The organism is Cupriavidus gilardii (genome assembly GCF_013347325.1).
Lineage (GTDB): Bacteria > Pseudomonadota > Gammaproteobacteria > Burkholderiales > Burkholderiaceae > Cupriavidus > Cupriavidus gilardii.
Map to the genome: position 1 here is coordinate 2,678,927 of NZ_CP054626.1, position 19,071 is coordinate 2,697,997.

Below are 19,071 nucleotides of genomic sequence, written 5' to 3' on the forward strand. Positions count from 1 at the left end.
TTATTTAAAACTATGATATAGCGGAAAGCTAACAGCGCCTTTGCAAGGCACTGCGGTCCCCCCTGCGCGGGGACGAACGGTGGATGCAGCGGGATGGAAAAGGGTCAGGCCGCCTTGGCCAGCGCGTCCGGCGTCAGCTTGCGCACGCCCGGCAGATCGCAGGCAGCGACCGCGGCGCACAGCGCTTCCATCGCCGGCAGCCGGGTGAAGCTCTTGCGCCAGGCCAGCACGACGCGGCGATCGGGCACCGGCTCGGCGAACGGCACGTAGGACAGCAGATCGTTGCCGGCCTGCATGTCCGGCACCGAGGTACGCGGCAGCACGGTAATGCCGACGCCGCTGGCCACCATATGACGGATGGTCTCGAGCGACGAGCCCTCGAAGGTCTTCTGGATGCCGTCGGCCGCCTGGGAGAAGCGCGACAGTTCCGGGCAGACGCCCAGCACATGGTCGCGGAAGCAGTGGCCGCTGCCCAGCAGCAGCATGGTCTGCTGCTTCAGCTCGTCCGGCGCGACATGCTCGGCCTTCTCCAGCTGATGGCCGCGCGGCACCGCGACGACGAAGGGCTCGTCGTACAGCGGCCGCACCGTCAGCCCCGAGTCGGGGAACGGCTCGGCCATGATCGCGCAGTCGATCTCGCCCTGCTTGAGCAGTTCGATCAGCTTGACCGTGTAGTTCTCCTGCAGCATCAGCGGCATCTGCGGCACGGTCTGGATCATCTGCTTGACCAGCGCCGGCAGCAGGTACGGCCCGATCGTGTAGATCACGCCGACCCGCAGCGGCCCCGCCAGCGGGTCCTTGCCCTGCTTGGCGATCTCGCGGATCGCCATGGTCTGCTCCAGCACCCGCTGCGCCTGCGCGACGATCTGCTCGCCCACCGCGGTCACCGACACCTCGGAGGTGCCGCGCTCGAAGATCTGCACGTTCAGCTCGTCTTCCAGCTTCTTGATCGCCACCGACAGCGTCGGCTGCGACACGAAGCAGGCCTCGGCGGCACGGCCGAAATGGCGCTCTCGCGCGACGGCAACGATGTACTTCAGTTCGGTCAGCGTCATGTCGTATCGGCTTGGGACGGTTGCGGTGGAGCGGGCGATTCCGGTGATGTTGCCGGAGCTTGCCGGGCGTATCCCGGGCGGCCGGTGCGGCCGGCGGGACGGTCGAATCGCCGCGAAGGCACGTGACAGAAGTGCTTCGCAAATTATCGCTTTTCGGAAGCGATAGATTTTACCTTCGAATCGAGGTTCTGTCAGAGCCCCGCGGCAAAGCGGCGCCGGCTGCTCTTGCCTGCGACGGCCCGGCGCGCACCGCGGCAGCCGTTTCAGGCCTTCAGGTAGTGCTCGCGCCCGCCCAGCCAGCGCGACAGATGCGCTTGCGCCGCCTCCGGATAGCGGCTCAGCAGCAGCTCGGCCGCCTGCTGCGCCGGCTCGACCAGCCAGGCGTCGGTCTCGAGGTCGGCAAAGCGCAGCATCGCCTCGCCGGACTGGCGCGCCCCAAGGAATTCGCCCGGCCCGCGAATCTGCAGGTCGCGCCGCGCGATCTCGAAGCCGTCGGTCGTCTCGCGCATCGTCGCCAGCCGCTGCTTGGCGGTCGGCGACAGCGGGGCCTGGTACATCAGCAGGCAGACCGACTCGGCGCTGCCCCGGCCGACGCGGCCGCGCAGCTGGTGCAGCTGCGCGAGTCCGAAGCGCTCGGCATGCTCGATCACCATCAGCGAGGCATTGGGCACGTCGACGCCGACCTCGATCACCGTGGTGGCCACCAGCACCTGCAGACGGTTGGCCGAGAACGCATCCATCACCGCGGCCTTCTCGGCCGGCGGCAGCCGCCCATGAACCAGGCCGACCTTCAGGTCCGGCAAGGCGGCGGCCAGCGTCTCGAACGTTTCCTGCGCGGTCTGCAGCTGCAGCGCCTCGCTCTCCTCGATCAGCGGGCAGACCCAGTAGACCTGCCGGCCCTGCGCGGCGGCGTGGTGCACGCGCTCGACCACCTCGTCGCGGCGGGCGTCATTGACCAGCCGCGTGACCACCGGGCTGCGGCCGGGCGGCAGTTCGTCGATCACCGAAACGTCAAGGTCGGCGTAATAGGTCATCGCCAGCGTGCGCGGGATCGGCGTGGCCGACATCATCAGCTGGTGCGGCACCGTGGCGGGCTCGTCGGCCTGTTGCGGGCGCGCGGCGCCGTGCTGCTCCGGCCCTTCGGCGGCGTCGGCCTTGCCGCGCAGCGCCAGCCGCTGCGCCACGCCGAAACGATGCTGCTCGTCGACGACCGACAGGCCCAGCCTGGCGAAGCGCACCGCGTCCTGGATCAGCGCGTGCGTGCCGATCGCCAGCTGCGCCTGGCCCGATTCGACCCGTGCCACGGCTTCGCGCTTTTCGGTGCGCTTCAGGCTGCCGGCCAGCCACACCACTTCGACGCCCAGCGGCGCCAGCCAGCCCGACAGCTTGCGGTAATGCTGCTCGGCCAGGATCTCGGTCGGCGCCATCAGCGCGGCCTGGTAGCCGGCGTCGATCGCCTGGCAGGCCGCCAGCGCGGCGACGATGGTCTTGCCGCTGCCGACATCGCCCTGCAGCAGACGGTGCATCGGGTGCGGCGCGCCCATGTCGGCGGCGATCTCGCGCACCACGCGCTGCTGGGCGCCGGTCAGCGCGAACGGCAGCGCGGCGAGGAATCGGTCCAGCAGGCCGCCGGCGCGGCGCGGCATCGGCGGCGCGTTGCGGGCGCGGCGGGCGGCCTGGGCCCGCTTGAGCGACAGCTGCTGGGCCAGCAGCTCGTCGAACTTGATGCGTATCCATGCCGGATGCGAGCGGTCGACCAGCGCGGCCTCGTCGACCTGCGGCGGCGGCGCATGCAGCAGCCGCAGCGATTCTGCCAGCGGCTGCAGCCTCAACGGCGCCAGCGGGCCGTCCAGCAGCGGCCGCGGCAGCGTTTCCGGCAGCGGCGTGCGTTGCAGCGCCCCGCCGATGGCCTTGCGCAGATAGGCCTGCGAGATGCCGGCGGTAGCGGGATAGACCGGTGTCAGCCGGTCCGGCAGCGGCTCGTCGGGGCCGACCGGGCGCACGACCGGATGGATCATCTCGGCGCCGAAGAAGCCGCCGCGGACCTCGCCGCGCACGCGCAGCCGTACGCCCTCGGCCATCTGCCTGGCCTGGCTGCCGTAGAAGTTGAGAAAGCGCAGCGTCAGCTCGCCGCTGTCGTCGGCGATGCGCACCACCAGCTGCCGGCGCGGCCGCAGCGTGACCTCGCTCGACACCACCTCGCCCTCGACCTGCACGGCAAAGCCCAGGCCCGCGCGATGCACGGCCTCGCGGATCGGCAGCAGCGTGGTCTCGTCCTCGTAGCGCATCGGCAGGTGCAGCACCAGGTCGACGTCGCGCTTCAGGCCCAGCTTGGCGAGCTTGGCCATCGCCGACGACGGCGCGGTGGTCTTGGCGGATTTCGCGGCCGCGGCCGGCTTGGTCGGCCTGGACGTCGATTTGCCGGCCGGCTTGGTCGATTGCGGCTGGGCGTCGGGCTCGGGCGTGCGTTCGCTGGCGGTGACGGGCATCGAGGCGGTGGTCGGCAGGGCGCGGCGGCGCCGCTGGCGTGTCGGATCGGATCGTGGAAAACGGCTGGGCCGTCGGCGCTTCGCGGGTCGCCCCGGCGCAATACCCGCCATCATGGCCAGCGCGGCAAGCCTGGCGGCCGAAGCCTTACAATAGCGGGTCCGCCGATTGTACCCATGCCTGCGCCGCGCGCTCCAGGCGCCACCGGCGGTTCCCTGTCCTGCTGCGGCTCGCTGCCCACTGTTGCCGACTGTTTGAGAATACGTGCCGGCCTCGTTTCGAGGCGCCGGCCCCTGTCCCTTTATGCTGACGCTGTCCGATTTCGACTTTCCGCTGCCGCCCGAACTGATCGCCCAGACCGCGCTGCCAGACCGCAGCGCGAGCCGGCTGCTGGTCGTGCGGACCGGCGCGGACGGCGCTACCGAGCTGGACGACCGTGCGTTCGCCGACCTGACCGACTATCTGCGCCCGAACGACCTGCTGGTGTTCAACGACACCCGCGTGATCAAGGCCCGTTTCTTCGGCCAGAAGGCCAGCGGCGGCAAGGTCGAGGTGCTGGTCGAGCGGGTCCTGGACCAGGACACGGTGCTGGCCCAGGTGCGTGCCTCGAAGACGCCGGCCGAGGGCAGCACGCTGCGGCTGGCCGATGCCTTCGATGTCACGGTCGGCCCGCGCGTGGACCAGTTCTTCACGCTGCGCTTTCCCGAGCCGGCGCTGGACCTGATCGAGCGCTTCGGCCGGCTGCCGCTGCCGCCCTATATCACGCACGATCCCGACGCCTACGACGAGACCCGCTACCAGACCGTCTATGCCCGTCATCCGGGCGCGGTGGCCGCGCCGACGGCCGGGCTGCATTTCGACGACGCGCTGTTCGCGCGGCTCGATGCGCACGGCGTGCGGCGCGCCTTCCTGACGCTGCACGTCGGCGCGGGCACCTTCCAGCCGGTGCGCACCGAGAACCTGGCCGAACACAAGATGCACTCGGAGTGGTACGCGATCTCCGAGGAACTGGCGCAGGCGGTGCGCGACACCCGCGCCGCCGGCGGCCGCGTGATCGCGGTCGGCACCACCTCGCTGCGCGCGCTGGAATCGGCCGCCACGCCCGAGGGCGAGCTGGTGGCCGGCAGCGGGGACACCGACATCTTCATCACGCCTGGCTACCGCTTCAGGCTGGTCGACGCGCTGATCACCAACTTCCACTTGCCCAAGTCGACGCTGCTGATGCTGGTGTCCGCGCTGGCCGGCATCGAGCCGATCCGCATCGCCTATCGCCATGCGGTCGAACAGCGCTATCGCTTCTTCAGCTACGGCGACGCGATGCTGCTGCAGCGCCAGCGCTGAGCCGCCGGCACGCACCGCCCCAACGAATCTCCGCCACCGCTACCCCATGCTCCAATTCGAACTGCTCACCACCGACGGCAACGCCCGCCGCGGCCGCGTCACCCTGAACCACGGCGTGGTCGAAACGCCGATCTTCATGCCGGTCGGCACCTATGGCTCGGTCAAGGCGATGTCGCCGCTGGAGCTGAACGAGATCGGTGCGCAAATCATCCTGGGCAATACCTTCCATCTGTGGCTGCGGCCCGGGCTCGAGGTCATCGACACCCACCAGGGCCTGCACCGCTTCATCGGCTGGGACAAGCCGATCCTGACCGACTCGGGCGGCTTCCAGGTGTTCTCGCTGGGCGAGCTGCGCAAGATCACCGAGGACGGCGTGACCTTCGCCTCGCCGGTCAATGGCGACAAGCTGTTCCTGTCGCCGGAGATCTCGATGCAGATCCAGCGCACGTTGAACTCGGACATCGTGATGCAGTTCGACGAATGCACGCCGTACGAGATCGAGGGCCGCCCGGCCACGCACGAGGAGGCCGCGCGCTCGATGCGGATGAGCCTGCGCTGGGCCAAACGCTCGCGCGACGAGTTCGAGCGGCTGGCCAACCCGAACGCGTTGTTCGGCATCGTCCAGGGCGGCATGTTCGAGGACCTGCGCGACGAGTCGCTGGCCGGGCTGTCGGAGCTCGGCTTCCATGGCCTGGCGATCGGCGGACTGTCGGTCGGCGAGCCCAAGGAAGACATGATGCGGGTGCTCGAACACGTCGGCCCGCGGCTGCCGGCGGACAAGCCGCACTATCTGATGGGCGTCGGCACGCCGGAGGACCTGGTGGCGGGCGTGGCCTCCGGTGTCGACATGTTCGACTGCGTGATGCCGACCCGCAACGCGCGCAACGGCTGGCTGTTTACCCGTTTTGGCGACGTCAAGATCAAGAACGCGGCGCACCGCAACGACCCGCGGCCGCTGGACGAAAGCTGCGCCTGCTACACCTGCCGCAATTTCTCCCGGGCCTATCTGCACCATCTGCACCGGGTTGGAGAAATTCTGGGCGCGCGGCTCAATACGATCCACAATCTGTATTACTACCTGCAGCTGATGCGCGAAATCCGCGAGGCGATCGAGCAGCACCGCTTCGACGCCTTCCGCCGCCAGTTCGCCGCCGACCGGGCGCGCGGCACCCAGTAGAGCGGCCTGCCGGCCCTGCCGCCGGCCGTGCGAAACGGGCCTGTCCAGGCGGGCGAAGAAGCGCCTGGACCGGCCGAAGCGGGTGATAGAATGCCCGATTCCTTGAATGTAATTTGTGACGGAGAAGCAACGTGCTGATTTCGAACGCATTTGCCCAGGCCACCGGCGGAGCCGGCGGCGCGGCGGGTGGCCTGATGAGTTTCCTGCCGATCATCCTGATGTTCGCGGTGCTGTGGTTCATCATGATCCGCCCGCAGATGAAGCGGCAGAAGGAAGCGAAGGCGATGCTGGAAGCGCTGGCCAAGAACGACGAAGTCGTGACCGCCGGCGGCATCCTGGGCCGAATCACCAAGGTCAACGAGCAGTATGTGACGCTGGAAATCGCCGAAGGCACCGAGATCACGGTGCAGAAGAACGCCGTCACCGCGGTGCTGCCGAAGGGTTCGCTCAAGGCGCTCTGAGCCCCTCGCTCTCTCACGCCTTGCGGCTTGGCCGCAAGGTTCCGGCACGCCGCCAATAGCGTGCCCGCACAGCCGCCTGGCCCCGCCCCGGGAAGTCTCCGGTCGGGCCAGGCGGCTGTTTGCCAACCGGTTGCCTGCGCGGCGCGCCCGCGGACTGCCGTCCGCGCGCCGCGCCGGCCGTAGCAAGACCGTAGAAAGACTGGCCGAAGATGAATCGCTATCCGCTTTGGAAATACCTCGTGATCCTGGTGGCGCTTGCCATCGGCATCATCTATACGCTGCCCAACTTCTTCGGCGAGGCGCCTGCGGTGCAGGTCTCGTCGGGCAAGGCCACCGTCAAGGTCGATCTGGCGATGCAGAAGCAGATCGAGCAGGTGCTGGCGCAGAACGGCTTGCAGCCCGACGGTGTGTTCTTCGACGTGTCGGGACAGTCCGGCTCGGTCAAGGCGCGTTTTCGCACTACCGACGAGCAGCTGCGCGCCAAGGACGTGCTGTCGCGCGCGCTGAACCCCGATCCCGCCGACCCGACCTATGTGGTCGCGCTGAACCTGCTGTCCGGCTCGCCGAAGTGGCTGACGTCGCTGCATGCGCTGCCGATGTACCTGGGCCTGGACCTGCGCGGCGGCGTGCACTTCCTGCTGCAGGTCGACATGAAGGGCGCGGTCGACAAGAAGCTCGACAGCCTGGCAGGCGATGCGCGCACGGTGCTGCGCGACAAGGGCATCCGCCACGGCGGCGTGGACCGCAACGGCGACCGCGTGACGGTGCGCTTCAACAATCCCGAGGACGCCAACCGTGCTCGCGGCGTGCTGGCCGACACCATGCCGGACCTGACCTTCGCGATGGACGGCAACAACGTGGTCGGCACCTTCACCGAAGCGGCGCGCCGCGCGGTGCAGGACGCCGCCGTGAAGCAGAACATCACCACGCTGCACAACCGCGTCAACGAACTGGGCGTGGCCGAGCCGGTGATCCAGCAGCAAGGCGCGGAGCGCATCGTGGTGCAGCTGCCGGGCGTGCAGGACACCGCCAAGGCCAAGGACATCATCGGCCGTACCGCCACGCTGGAGGCCCGCCTGGTCGATCCGGACGCGCCGCGCAGCCCGCGCCAGGGCGATCCGGTCCCGTTCGGCAGCGAGCTGTTCCTGCACGGCAACGGCGCCCCGGTGGTGCTGAAGAAGCAGGTGATCTTCACCGGCGACCGCATCGAAAGCGCATCGGCCGGCTTCGACCAGAACCAGCGCCCGTCCGTCAACATCAAGCTCGACGCCCAGGGCGGCCGCGTGCTGCGCGATGTCTCGCGCGAGAACATCGGCAAGCCGATGGGCATCGTGCTGTTCGAGAAGGGCAAGGGCGAAGTGCTGACGGTGGCGACGATCCAGTCCGAACTGGGCTCGAGCTTCCAGATCACCGGCTCGTACTCGACCGAGGCCGCCAACGACCTGGCGCTGCTGCTGCGCGCCGGCTCGCTGGCCGCGCCGATGGAGATCATCGAGGAACGCACGATCGGCCCGTCGCTGGGCGCCGACAACATCGAGAAGGGCTTCGATTCGGTGGCCTACGGCTTCGCCGCGATCGCCGTCTTCATGGTGCTGTACTACCTGCTGTTCGGCGTGTTCTCGGTGATCGCGCTGGGCGTCAACCTGCTGCTGCTGATCGCGGTGCTGTCGATGCTGCAGGCCACGCTGACGCTGCCCGGCATCGCGGCCATCGCGCTGGTGCTGGGCATGGCGATCGACGCCAACGTGCTGATCAACGAGCGCATCCGCGAGGAACTGCGTGCCGGAGCGTCGCCGCAGATGGCGATTGCGGTCGGTTTCGACCGCGCCTGGGCCACGATCCTGGACTCGAATGTGACCACGCTGATCGCGGGCCTGGCGCTGCTGGCCTTCGGTTCTGGCCCGGTGCGCGGCTTCGCGGTGGTGCACTGCCTGGGCATCCTGACGTCGGTGTTCTCGGCGGTGTTCTTCAACCGCGGCCTGGTCAACCTCTGGTACGGCCGCAAGAAGAAGCTGCAGAGCGTGTCGATCGGCCAGATCTGGAGGCCCAGCCCCGACAACAAGGGCACCGTGGCCAACAAGTGAGCGAAGTCAGCGCATCGAGCGCGAGCCGCGCGCGGCCCTGCCCCGCGGCTTCGCTCTGAAAACGAAACACCCGAACGCAGCACGCTGCAGCAGATACAGGATTCACCATGGAATTCTTCCGCATCCGGCGCGACATTCCGTTCATGAAGCACGCGTTGATCTTCAACGTGATTTCCTTCGTGACGTTCTTCGCCGCCGTCTTTTTCCTCTGGCAGAAGGGCCTGCACCTGTCGATCGAGTTCACCGGCGGCACGGTGATGGAGGTCAGCTACCAGCAACCGGCCGATCTGGAACGGATCCGCGGCCAGGTCGGCAAGCTCGGCTACACCGACGTGCAGGTGCAGAACTTCGGCACCTCGCGCGACGTGATGATCCGCCTGCCGCTGCAGAAGGGCGCCGACGGCAAGCCGATCAGCTCGGCGCAGCAGAGCGAGCAGGTGATGGGCGCGCTCAAGGCGGTCTCGCCCGACGCCAACCTGCAGCGCGTCGAATTCGTCGGCCCACAGGTCGGACGGGAGCTGGCCACCGACGGCCTGCTGGCGCTGCTGTGCGTGATCGCCGGCATCGTGATCTACCTGTCGATCCGCTTCGAATGGAAGTTCGCGGTCGCCGGCATCATCGCCAACCTGCACGACATCGTGATCATCCTGGGCTTCTTCGCCTTCTTCCAGTGGGAATTCTCGCTGTCGGTGCTGGCGGCGGTGCTGGCGGTGCTCGGCTATTCGGTCAACGAGTCGGTGGTGATCTTCGACCGGATCCGCGAGAACTTCCGCAAGTACCGCAAGATGACGACCCACGAGGTCATCGACAACGCGATCACCAGCACGATCTCGCGGACCATCATCACGCACGGCTCGACCGAGATGATGGTGCTGTCGATGTTCTTCTTCGGCGGCCCGACGCTGCACTACTTCGCGCTGGCGCTGACCGTGGGCATCCTGTTCGGCATCTATTCGTCGGTGTTCGTCGCCGCGGCGCTGGCCATGTGGCTGGGCGTCAAGCGCGAGGACCTGATCAAGGGCGAAAAGAAGGCCAGCGGCGCGGACCGCGACGATCCGAACTACGGCGCGCAGGCATGACGTGCCGGTAGTAAGGAAGCACGCGTAAAAAAACGGGGCTCAGGCCCCGTTTTTTCTTGCTCCAGCGTACCGCTCACCGGCTGTGTCCCCCCTCTCTCCCAAGCGGGAGCGGCGAGAAAACCGCATCAGAACTGCTCGATCCAGATTGCCAGCCGGTCGGCCCCGAATTCGCTCGACGCGGGCGCCAGGCGCGAGACGATCGTGTTGCCGTCGCGCAGCATCTGCAGCGCATTGCCGCTGTGGTCGAGCCACAGCAGCGCGGCGAACCACGCGGCGTGCTGCTCCGACACCGCCGTGCCGACCGGTGCGCCGAGGAATTCGGACAGCACCGGCAACGACAGCCACACCAGGGCGTCGCCGTCGCGGCGCACCGCCTCGCCCAGCTGCTGCGCGATCACCGCCAGCGCATCGGCGCCCGCGGCGGCGTCATGGGCCGCGCGCAGCTGCGCCAGGCGGCTCGCCACCGCATGGCCGAAGGCGCCGCTGCGCTGGCTTTCGGCGCCGACCAGGTCGGCGTAGTCCATCCGCGCCCAGTCCGGCTCGGGACCCTTGGCCCCGGCCAGCACGGCGGCCGCCAGATAGGTCTCGACCGGCTGGAAGCGCTCGGGACCGATCAGGCTGGCACACAGCGCGCGCACCATGCCGATGCGCGCCGCCAGCGTCTGCCGCTGAATCACGCTGAGCTTCTCGCGCACCAGCTGGTCGCGCTCGCGGCGCAGGCCGGCAATCTCCAGCGCCTGCTTGAGCTCCATGCGCAGCGCGGTGATGTCCCACGGCTTCTTGATATAACGGTGGATCTGCCCCTCGTTGACCGCCTGCACCGTCGACTCGAGCTCCGAATAGGCAGTGGTCAGGATGCGGACGATATGCGGATAGTGCTCGCGGGCATGGCGCAGCAGCTCGTTGCCATATTCGCCCGGCATGCGCTGGTCCGAGACCAGCACGGCCAGCGTGTCGCCATGGGCTTCGAGCAGCGCCTTGCCCTCTTCGACCGAACCGCCGGTGACCACGGGCGCCAGCCCGCCGATCGCCCTCTGGAAATACTTGACCGCGGTGGCCTCGTCGTCGACGAACAGAATCGCGGGAGGCGATGCCTGGTTGTCGTTCGGTTCGTTCATTGACCGCTCCTATTGCTGTGCATTCGAGTCTTCGTATGGGGGAATTCCAGCGTCACCGTGGTGCCGGCGCCCGGGGTCGACTCGATCCGGATGCCGCCGCCGAACGACTGCATGACGCGGTTGCAGAAAATCATGCCGAGGCCATTTCCGCCGGCGGCGGCATGCGTGGTGACCGGATCGACCAGCAGGCGTTCCATCACGTCCGGTGGAATGCCCGGGCCGTTGTCGCTGATGCAGATCACGGGGTCGGGCTGCGCCACCACACGGAAGCGCAGCGACGGCCTGGGAACATCGGTCAGCGCCCGCAAGCCGTTGTTGAGCAACGACGACAGCACCAGCGACACGCAGTTCGGCAGCGTATGAACGATGAAATCGCCGTGCAGTTCGACCTCGATCCAGTTGCGCTGCGGGCCCGTGAACGGATAGCTGTCGAGCAGCGCCATGATCAGGCTGCCGGCGGTGATGTCGCGATCGTTCTCGCTGGTCAGCGGCCGTTCGCCATTGCCGCGCACCGATTCCAGGAACGACGAGATCACCGCCAGGCAGTACTGCGCATTGCTGTGCATCACCGCGGCCGCCTGGCCGATCTCGGCCTGGCGCTGCGGATCGTATTCGGCGCTGCTGCGGCTTTCAACACCACGGGCAAAATTCGCGATAGCCGCGAGCGGGGTGTTAAGTTCGTGCGCCAGAAACGCCAGCGTCTCGTCGATCGCGGTCAGCCGCTGGTGGCGCGACTGCCGTTCGCGATAGCGTTCGCGCGCCAGCGCCAGTACGTCGCGCACCGCCTGCAGGCCGAGCGGCTTCTCGAGGATGCGAAACACCTCGCCGCTGTTGACCGTCTGCAGCAGCATGTCCTTGTCGGCGTATGCCGTCACCAGGATCCGCACGATCTGCGGATATTCGGCGGCAACCTGCCGCAGCAGATCGGCACCGTTGCGCCCCGGCATGCGGAAGTCGGTGACCAGCACCGCGGTGCGGCCACTGTCGTTGCGCAGCATCTCGATCGCCTGGTCGGCGCCCTGGGCGAGCAGCACCTCGTACTCCGCGCCGGCCGCGCGCGCGAAGTACTTGCAGGCCATCTCCTCGTCGTCGACGTAGAGCACGGTCAGCCGCGGCTGGCGCAGATCGGATCGCAGCTCGGGCCGCGGATCCGTCCGCTGGTCTGTCCGCTGTTCTGTCATCGCGCTCATTCCGCCCGCGGCAGATCGAAGCTGAACGCGGCCCACTGGCCCAGCTCGCTTTCGGCGAACAGTACGCCGCCATGCCGCTCGATCACCGCATAGCTGATCGACAGCCCCAGTCCCAGGCCCTGTCCGACTTCGCGCGTCGTGAAGAACGGCTCGAACACGCGCGCAAGATTCTCGCTGGGGATGCCCGGGCCGTTGTCGCGCACGTTGACATGCAGCCGGCCGTCCCGCCAGACGACGGTGGTATGGATCGCCGGTGCGGGCGTGCCGGCCTTGCGCATCGCCAGCGCCGCGTTCGAGAACAGGTTGATCAGCACGCCGATGATGGCCGCCTCGTCGCCGAACACCAGCGTGTCGGGCGGCAGCTCACGCGTCATCCGCACGCCGCGCAGTTCGTGCGCGGTCAGCCGGCTGGCCGAGTCCAGCGCCTTCTCGAACAGGAAGGGCCGGCCCTCGACCTCGGCGCCGGGCTGCCGATAGGCGAAGATCTTCAGGTCCGAGACGATATGCTGGATCCGCTGCATCCCCTGCCGCGCGTCGATCAGGCATTCCTGCAGCGAGGCGCTCTCCTTGGCCTCGGGCTCCTCCAGCGCGATCTCGATCGCCATCAGGCAGAAATTGACCGGGTTGTTGACCTCGTGCAGCAGCCCCGCGGCCAGCGTACCGACCGCGGCCATCTTCTCCTGCTGCAGCAGCTGGCCCTTGATCTGCGCCAGGTTCTCGTTGATGCGCGCCAGCTCGTCGTTCTTGTGGGCCAGTTCTTCCTTCAGCCGGAACAGCTGGAAGCGGCCCTTCTCGTTGAAGTAGGTGTAGACCGCGCTGGCCGCGCCGGCGAACAGCACGAACAGCGAATTGACGATGAAGGTGCCGATCGGATGCAGCCCATCAGGATGCAGCAGGCAGGCGACCAGGTAGCACAGGTAGGACAGCCCGCCGAACACCACGTTCTGCCACAGGCCGAACGGCAGCGCGATGCCCGACGCGAAGATCGCCAGGTTCAGGCCGACGTAGTACGGCGAGGCGACGCCATCGGTCTCCCAGATCATCCACGCGATCATCAGCTGCGGCAGCAGCAGCCACGACAGCGTCAGCCACGGGGCCAACCTGCGCCCGTGCTGGCTGTACAGCACCACGACGATGCCGGCGATCAGCATCGAGACGACGATGCGGGCGACCGCGAACGGTACCTGCCATTCCGGGTACTGGCCGTAATCGAGACCCATGCCGAGCAGCACCAGCACGATGGCGGTGTAGGCCCCGCCGCGGCTGAACGCCAGGCGAAAGTCGGCCAGTTCGGCCTGGTATCCGGCGTAGAGTCGGTTGACAGTCATGGCAGATCGGCGGCGCCGCCTCAGGAGATGGTGGCTTCAGCGAACACGTTGACGCCCGTGGCATCGACATAGACCTGGTGGTCGGTCGACTGCTCGGGCAGCAGGCTCAGCATCTTTGCTTCGTCGCGATAGATCAGGTACCACTCGAGCAGATGCTCCATGCCGTATCGCTCGGGATTGCTCGAATGGACGTTGGTGACCAGGACCCGCCCGCCGGGGCGCGTGCGCGCCGCGAAATGGTTCAGCAGGCGGGCGCAGACCTTGTCGGACAGGTAGTCGAACAGGCCGGCGCAATAGACCGCATCGAACTCGCGCACCGAAGGGTCCTCGACCGCGATACGGCGCTTGAGCAGCTCGTGCACCGACTCGTGCACCATCTCGACCTGCAGGTTGCGGCCCGCCTCGCGTGCCGCCCGCTGGATCGAGCCGCGCGTGAATTCGAGCGTCTCCTCGCTGAAGTCGACCAGCTGGAACGACAGCCGTTCGGGCTCGGCGTATTCGCGCGCAAAGCGCTGGATTTCGAAGGCCGGGCCGCAGCCGACGTTGAGCACGCGAAACGGTCGGCCCGCGGCGCGGGCGCTGTCGGCCTGGCGGCCGAGGAACTCGACCAGCAGATCGATGCGGTTGCGGTGCGCGGTGGCGACCGCCGCCTTCAGGAAGGCCGTGTTGACGATCTGGAAGTAGGTGGTGGGCCCCTGCTGCGGATCGCTGAGGATCTGGTTCACCATCTCGTAGTCGCCGGCGTAGCCGAGCGGCTTGGTGAAGGTGCGATAGACGAACGGCGCACGCAGCAGCAGCGGATGCAGCGCCGATTGCGCATAGGTCCGATGGACCGGCGCCAGTTCGACGTCGACGCGCTCGGCCTCCCCTTCCAGCCGGTCCAGATACGCCTTGACCTTGACCATCAGCGGCGTGGCCAGCTCCTGGAACACGTCCTCGCGCAGGCGGCCGTCGACCTTGGGCAGGCTTTCGGTCAGGTCCACCTGCTCGACCCAGCGCGACACCTCGGACAGGAAGGCGCGCATCTCGTTGACGGCGATCTGGTAATCGCGGCGGATGTTGAAGCGCGTGTCCCAGTCCGTGACGAACAGCTCGGCCTCGCGTCCCACCGAGCGCGGCTCGTTGGGCAGGTCGCTCAGCTCGCGCCACTCGTCGATCAGCGTCAGCGAGACCACCGCCGTGAGACCGGTATTGACCAGGCTCATCACCACCGCTTTGCCAAGATAGGCGTTCTTGGCCCCGATCCTGACGCTCAGGTCGCTCAATACCTCGCTGACCTGGACGATCGAATACGGGTTATAGACTTCCATCACCAGAGACTTTCTCTGGAGATTGATGATCGTGCCCCGCACCTGCTCGCCCTGCGAGTTGCGGAAGCTGACCACCGGATCAATTTGCGTTTGGGAGTACACGGTTTTGCGCCAGGGATAATCCGAAGAATGCGGCTGGCTCATGCCGACACGGGGGTCGGAACGGTCCGGCGCGGCATGGGCGAAGGAACTCGCGAACGGCTCGGCGAAGGCGATGCACGGAACTAGGGGTTGGGCATACGCTTGCGATCCTGATCGGGAAGTGAGCGGCGAAAGGGCAAAGCTGCGGGAACACAGCGGGCCAACGACAGGCCGATGCGGGCCAGCAGCCTGACCGGAAGCCGGCCGGCAACGGCCTCGGTCGCGGTCGGGCAACGCCTGCCCCGGTCCCGCTCCCGGGCCGCCAGGTGCGAATCAGCGACCGATTGTACTGTGGGCCCCTGCAGTGGACAACGACCCTCATCCCAACGAGGGGGAGCGGCCGCACATGCCCCCCACCGCGGGAGGGGTTGCCATTGTCAAGTCCTGACATAGGTTGACAGTTCTTTTGCGGTTGCCTGGTCTTATTGAGCCAAGGTGAGCAACGCCCGATGGACCTCATCGGGCGTTTTGTATTTCAAGGCCTGATGCGGACGCTCGCCGTTATAGATCTGTACTGACTCTCGGACCATACGGGCAGCTTGCAGCAGATCTCGCGGACGGTTCAAGAGGAACTCGCTCTTGAGGATGCCGTTAATGCGCTCGGCCATGGCGTTTTGATAGCAGTCGTAGCCATCGGTCATCGAGCAGGTCAGGCCGTGCCGCTGATGGATAGCCTGATAGTAAGTCGAGCAGTATTGAATGCCGCGATCCGAATGGTGTACCAAGGGCTGCCGGGTCTGGCGTGAGCGCAGCGCCATCTTCAGGGCCTGGCTCACTTGCTCGGTCTGCAGGCTATCGTGGACGTGGTAGCCCACGATCTTTCGTGAGTAGGCGTCGGTGACCAGGCTAAGGTAGACCGTCTGGTGCGTCGTGGGCAGGTACGTAATGTCAGCGACCCAGAGCTGTTCTGGTGCAGTGGGTACGACCTTTTGCGGTCCATCCTTGAGCAAGTTTGGATGGCGGCGAAAGCGGTGGTGGCTGTCGGTGGTCTTGTGATAGGCCCGATGCGGCTTCACCAGTAGCCTGGCCGCGCGCAGCACTTCGAACAGCCGGTCACGACCGAGCTGGATATCGGCCCTCTCCATCGGGGCCCGCAGTACTTGCTGCAGCTTGCGCGTACCTATGCGAGGCTGGCGCAGCCGCACCTGCTTGACCAGCGCACAGATCGCACTATCCCGAGCGGCCTGCCGCAGTTCGCTGTCGCGGCGCTTGTAGTAAGCCTGACGGCTGATGCCGAAGTAACGGCAGGCCTTGCTAACGCTTAGCCCTTGGACGAGCTCTTGCGTGAGGACCTGCCCAAAGGCTTTTTTACGATGCGCCCCCCGTGCTCCTTCTGGATCACGTCAATCACTGCCTCGAACAGGCGCGCTTTCTCCTGCGCTTCGCGCAACTGGACTTCCAACTCCTTGATCCGCTGTTCTGGCGTAACCCGTTTGGTCTTGTCTTGGTTTTCCATCCTGGCGTACTGGACGCCCCGGGGCAACGAGCCGCTCCAGTCCTGTAGTCCATGCTTGCGCAACCATACCAGTACTGTAGACCGGCCCTGGATGCCGTACTTGCGCTGCGCCTGTTTGTACGTCAGTTCGCCTTTTTCCACCGCCTCCACAACTGCCAACTTAAAAGCCAGCGTGTAGTCACGTTGCGTTCGCTTCCGTTCCCTCTCCACAGCACTCTCCCAATCTCGACAGGAAAAGTGTAAGCGGTCTTTTGAGGGCGTCCCTTGCGGCCGCCGGCGGTATCCGCTAGGCGTCTGAGGACTTGAGCGTCCAGGGCAGCAGAGCCTCGTAGTCGTCGGCGGTCTGTGCGTGTGGCAACGCCTTGAACAAGGCAACGAGATACTGATACGGATCGACGTCGTTGGCCTTGCAGGTTTCCACCAGTGAGTAAAGACTTGCGCTGGCGTTGGCACCGGCCACGGTGTCGCAGAAGAGGAAGTTTCTCCGTCCGATCACGAATGGCCTAATCGCGTTCTCGCAGGGATTGTTCGAGATCGGCCAAGTTCCGTTCTCGATGTAGCGCACGAGCTTTGGCCACTGCCCATGCAGGTAGTGCAGCGCCTTGCCGAACAGGCTTTGCGGCAGTACGGTATGCAGGTGTTGCAGCAGCATCGTTTCGATCTCGGCCAGCAGCGGCTGGCTTTGTTCGGCGCGAACTTGCTGCCGTTGTTCCGGCCTCATCTCGAGCGTGTGGCGTTCGATGGCAAACAGCTTGCCGATGCGCTGCAGGAATCCGGTGACCGTGTGGTCGGCGCGCTTGTCCTTGGGCAAGGCTTGCTCCGCCTCGACCAGGTAGCGCCGCGCGTGCGCCCAGCATCCGAGGTGCACCAACTGATAGGTGTTTGCGACGTCGTCGTATGGTGCATAGCCGTCGGTCATCAACACCGACCCAGGCTTGATGCCGGCATAGAGAGCCGTAGCCTGCTTTGTCTCGCGTGTGGGGCTATAGGCAAACAACCGTACCGGCGGGCCCGTGCCATTCATCTGCGCCCATAGGAAGCTCTTTCTCTGGGCAGGCCTGCCGGACTCCTTGAGCACCTGTACCGTTGTCTCATCACCGTACACGACGTCTGCTTCCAGCAGATGGTCACGCAGCAGGTTGATGATTGGCTGCACCGCTTGGCCTACTCGCACTATGCTTGCGGCCAGGGTGCCGCGAGAGAGGTCCCCGCCGAAGCGATGCAGCAGCGCTGCCTGGCGGTACAGCGGCAGGCCATCCTGATACTTCGAGGTGATGCACCAGGCCAGCGCCGATTCGGTAAGGAGTCCCTTGGGAATAATGCGTGCCGGTGCCGGCGTCGTCTTGATGCCGCCGTCGCAGCATGGGCAGGCGTACTTGACCCGCTGGTGCTGGATCACGCGGACCTGTTGCGGCACGATGTCGAGCTGTTCGCTGACCTCAACGGCAATCTCGACCAGAGTCTGGCCATCGAGGGGGCAGACGCGTTCCGATTCGGGTAGTTCGTGACGAACCTCGACACGGGGCAGCGCCGGGTCGAGCGGCTTACGGCCACGCTTCTTGCGTGTGTGCCCGGCCACTTCGGTCTCGGGCGTACCTTCTTCTTCCTGCGCCGGCTGCGCGGCCGCTGCCGCCATGGCTTCGGCCTCATTGAGGAACAAGTCCTTCTGCTCCGAGCCTCGCGCCTCGCTCTTGGCGGCGAACAGCTTACGCTGGAACGCCTTGAGCTGTTCCAAGAGCAGGTCTCGCTGGACCGTCATCACACGCAGCTCGCCCTTGATTGCCTCGCGTTCCGCGAGTATTGCCTTGAGCTCGCGCTCGGCGTCTCGCAACAGTTGCAGCTCGGCGGCGGTAACGGTGACGGGCGTGGATGGCATGGCGGGTTAGACCGCTGCCGCCAAGCAGCGTTCACGCAGCGCGATGGTATTCTCGGTGCGGGTGCCGGCGCATCGCCTCGATGTCGATTCCCTCGAGCAGCCAGTGCAACTGTTCGACCGTCAGCGTGGCCACCGACGCCTCGCGTGGCCAAGCAAACCGGTCCGCCTCCAATCGCTTCAACAGTAGCCAGAAGCCGTTGCGATCCCAGCCGAGAATCTTGATGCGATCGGCCCGCTGGTTGCGGAACACAAATACAGCAGATGCAAACGGATCCAGCCCGAGCGCCTGCTCGACCAGCAGTGCCAGGCCGTTGATGTTCTTACGGAAGTCCACAGCGTCGCGATGCAGGTACACCCGCAGCCCAGCGTCGAGGCGGAACATCAATGGCCTCCATTCAGGGCTTCGATCATTGCCCTTACGAGCGCCACGTGTCGCTCGTCGCATTCGAGCTCGAGTGATACCCCGTTGGGTAGCTTCGCGCTCAAGAGTGCCAGCGGTAGCGCTCGCTGCGGTGGCGAATCGGCAGTCGCTGAGGCCGCTTCGCGGCGAGGCACCACGACCTTTGCAGGTGTCTCGATCGGCCGCGAATCCAGAACCTCCTGGACAACCGGCACGAATGCCGGCAATGCACCTCGCGCCTGCGCTGAATCTCGGTACTCCCGAATCCATTTGCGCAACTGATTAGCGTTGATGCCAGCCTTGAGAGCCGTGCCCGAAACCGATGCTCCCGATTGAAGGCAGAACTCAATCAGACGCCGCTTGGCCGCTGGCTCGTAGTCGCGCTTCCCATTGGAGCGGACTCGCACCGCCTGCAGCGGAAATAGGTCAATCTCGTCTTGGATCATGTTTGCGTCCGCAAAGTCTTTGCGGACGCAAGCCTGCCAACGTTCAGCCTTCAATACCAGACGTCGTCAATTGAGCGCTTACGGAAAAGTGTCAACCGTATTCAGGACGGGTCACATCAATG

At 66.3% G+C, this 19,071-nt stretch carries 15 protein-coding genes; 5 read left to right on the top strand and 10 right to left on the bottom strand.

Going from position 1 to position 19,071, the window contains the following annotated elements; translation table 11 throughout:
- Positions 1-104: 104 nt before the first annotated feature.
- The gene (locus tag FOB47_RS22220; RefSeq protein ID WP_053822481.1) at positions 105-1,055 is read right to left on the bottom strand and encodes a LysR substrate-binding domain-containing protein; all 951 of its coding nucleotides are present in this window, start codon (positions 1,053-1,055) and stop codon (positions 105-107) included.
- Between the two features lie 263 nt (positions 1,056-1,318).
- On the bottom strand, positions 1,319-3,544 hold the full coding sequence (gene recG / locus FOB47_RS22225) for an ATP-dependent DNA helicase RecG (RefSeq protein WP_244959364.1): 2,226 nt from the start codon (positions 3,542-3,544) through the stop codon (positions 1,319-1,321).
- Between the two features lie 301 nt (positions 3,545-3,845).
- On the opposite strand from recG, the gene queA reads away from it, so the two are divergent.
- The 5 genes from queA (at position 3,846) to secF (ending at position 9,684) form a co-directional block, all read left to right on the top strand.
- Positions 3,846-4,883, top strand: coding sequence for a tRNA preQ1(34) S-adenosylmethionine ribosyltransferase-isomerase QueA (gene queA, locus FOB47_RS22230; protein ID WP_053822483.1), 1,038 nt, complete (start codon positions 3,846-3,848; stop codon positions 4,881-4,883).
- A 46-nt stretch (positions 4,884-4,929) separates the two neighbouring features.
- Positions 4,930-6,060 carry a tRNA guanosine(34) transglycosylase Tgt gene (gene tgt / locus FOB47_RS22235; protein ID WP_174782147.1) on the top strand — a complete coding sequence of 377 codons (1,131 nt, stop codon included), beginning with the start codon at positions 4,930-4,932 and terminating at the stop codon, positions 6,058-6,060.
- A gap of 131 nt (positions 6,061-6,191) precedes the next feature.
- Entirely contained in the window at positions 6,192-6,521 is a 330-nt protein-coding gene (gene yajC, locus FOB47_RS22240; RefSeq protein ID WP_006577207.1) for a preprotein translocase subunit YajC, read from the top strand.
- 209 nt (positions 6,522-6,730) lie between these two features.
- Positions 6,731-8,605: a protein translocase subunit SecD gene (secD, locus tag FOB47_RS22245; protein WP_174782148.1), complete on the top strand. Its 1,875-nt coding sequence runs from the start codon at positions 6,731-6,733 to the stop codon at positions 8,603-8,605.
- Between the two features lie 107 nt (positions 8,606-8,712).
- Positions 8,713-9,684, top strand: coding sequence for a protein translocase subunit SecF (gene secF / locus FOB47_RS22250; RefSeq protein WP_174782149.1), 972 nt, complete (start codon positions 8,713-8,715; stop codon positions 9,682-9,684).
- Positions 9,685-9,809: 125 nt separating this feature from the next.
- On the opposite strand, the gene FOB47_RS22255 is transcribed toward secF, so the two are convergent.
- The 8 genes from FOB47_RS22255 to tnpA all read right to left on the bottom strand — a co-directional run bounded on the left by FOB47_RS22255 (position 9,810) and on the right by tnpA (position 18,949).
- Positions 9,810-10,802, bottom strand: a complete 993-nt coding sequence (locus tag FOB47_RS22255; protein ID WP_053822487.1) for a response regulator — start codon at positions 10,800-10,802, stop codon at positions 9,810-9,812.
- The gene (locus FOB47_RS22260) at positions 10,799-11,983 is read right to left on the bottom strand and encodes a hybrid sensor histidine kinase/response regulator (RefSeq protein ID WP_053823198.1); all 1,185 of its coding nucleotides are present in this window, start codon (positions 11,981-11,983) and stop codon (positions 10,799-10,801) included. Before FOB47_RS22260 ends, FOB47_RS22255 begins: the two co-directional genes overlap by 4 nt.
- A 5-nt stretch (positions 11,984-11,988) precedes the next feature.
- Positions 11,989-13,320 (bottom strand): sensor histidine kinase, encoded by a 1,332-nt coding sequence (locus tag FOB47_RS22265; RefSeq protein WP_053822488.1) that lies wholly within the window; start codon positions 13,318-13,320, stop codon positions 11,989-11,991.
- A 20-nt stretch (positions 13,321-13,340) separates the two neighbouring features.
- Positions 13,341-14,732: an SAM-dependent methyltransferase gene (locus FOB47_RS22270; protein WP_174782150.1), complete on the bottom strand. Its 1,392-nt coding sequence runs from the start codon at positions 14,730-14,732 to the stop codon at positions 13,341-13,343.
- Positions 14,733-15,193: 461 nt separating this feature from the next.
- Positions 15,194-16,437 (bottom strand): IS3 family transposase gene (locus tag FOB47_RS22275; protein ID WP_420839240.1). Its coding sequence is split into 2 segments (ribosomal slippage): positions 15,194-16,083 and positions 16,083-16,437, totalling 1,245 coding nucleotides; the frame shifts between segments, so codons are not numbered across the junction.
- 76 nt (positions 16,438-16,513) lie between these two features.
- The gene (gene tnpC / locus FOB47_RS22280) at positions 16,514-18,103 is read right to left on the bottom strand and encodes an IS66 family transposase (protein WP_034021473.1); all 1,590 of its coding nucleotides are present in this window, start codon (positions 18,101-18,103) and stop codon (positions 16,514-16,516) included.
- Between the two features lie 31 nt (positions 18,104-18,134).
- The gene (gene tnpB / locus FOB47_RS22285) at positions 18,135-18,485 is read right to left on the bottom strand and encodes an IS66 family insertion sequence element accessory protein TnpB (RefSeq protein WP_017514072.1); all 351 of its coding nucleotides are present in this window, start codon (positions 18,483-18,485) and stop codon (positions 18,135-18,137) included.
- The gene (gene tnpA / locus FOB47_RS22290) at positions 18,485-18,949 is read right to left on the bottom strand and encodes an IS66-like element accessory protein TnpA (RefSeq protein WP_017514071.1); all 465 of its coding nucleotides are present in this window, start codon (positions 18,947-18,949) and stop codon (positions 18,485-18,487) included. The genes tnpB and tnpA overlap by 1 nt, the downstream gene beginning before the upstream one ends.
- Positions 18,950-19,071: the final 122 nt, after the last annotated feature.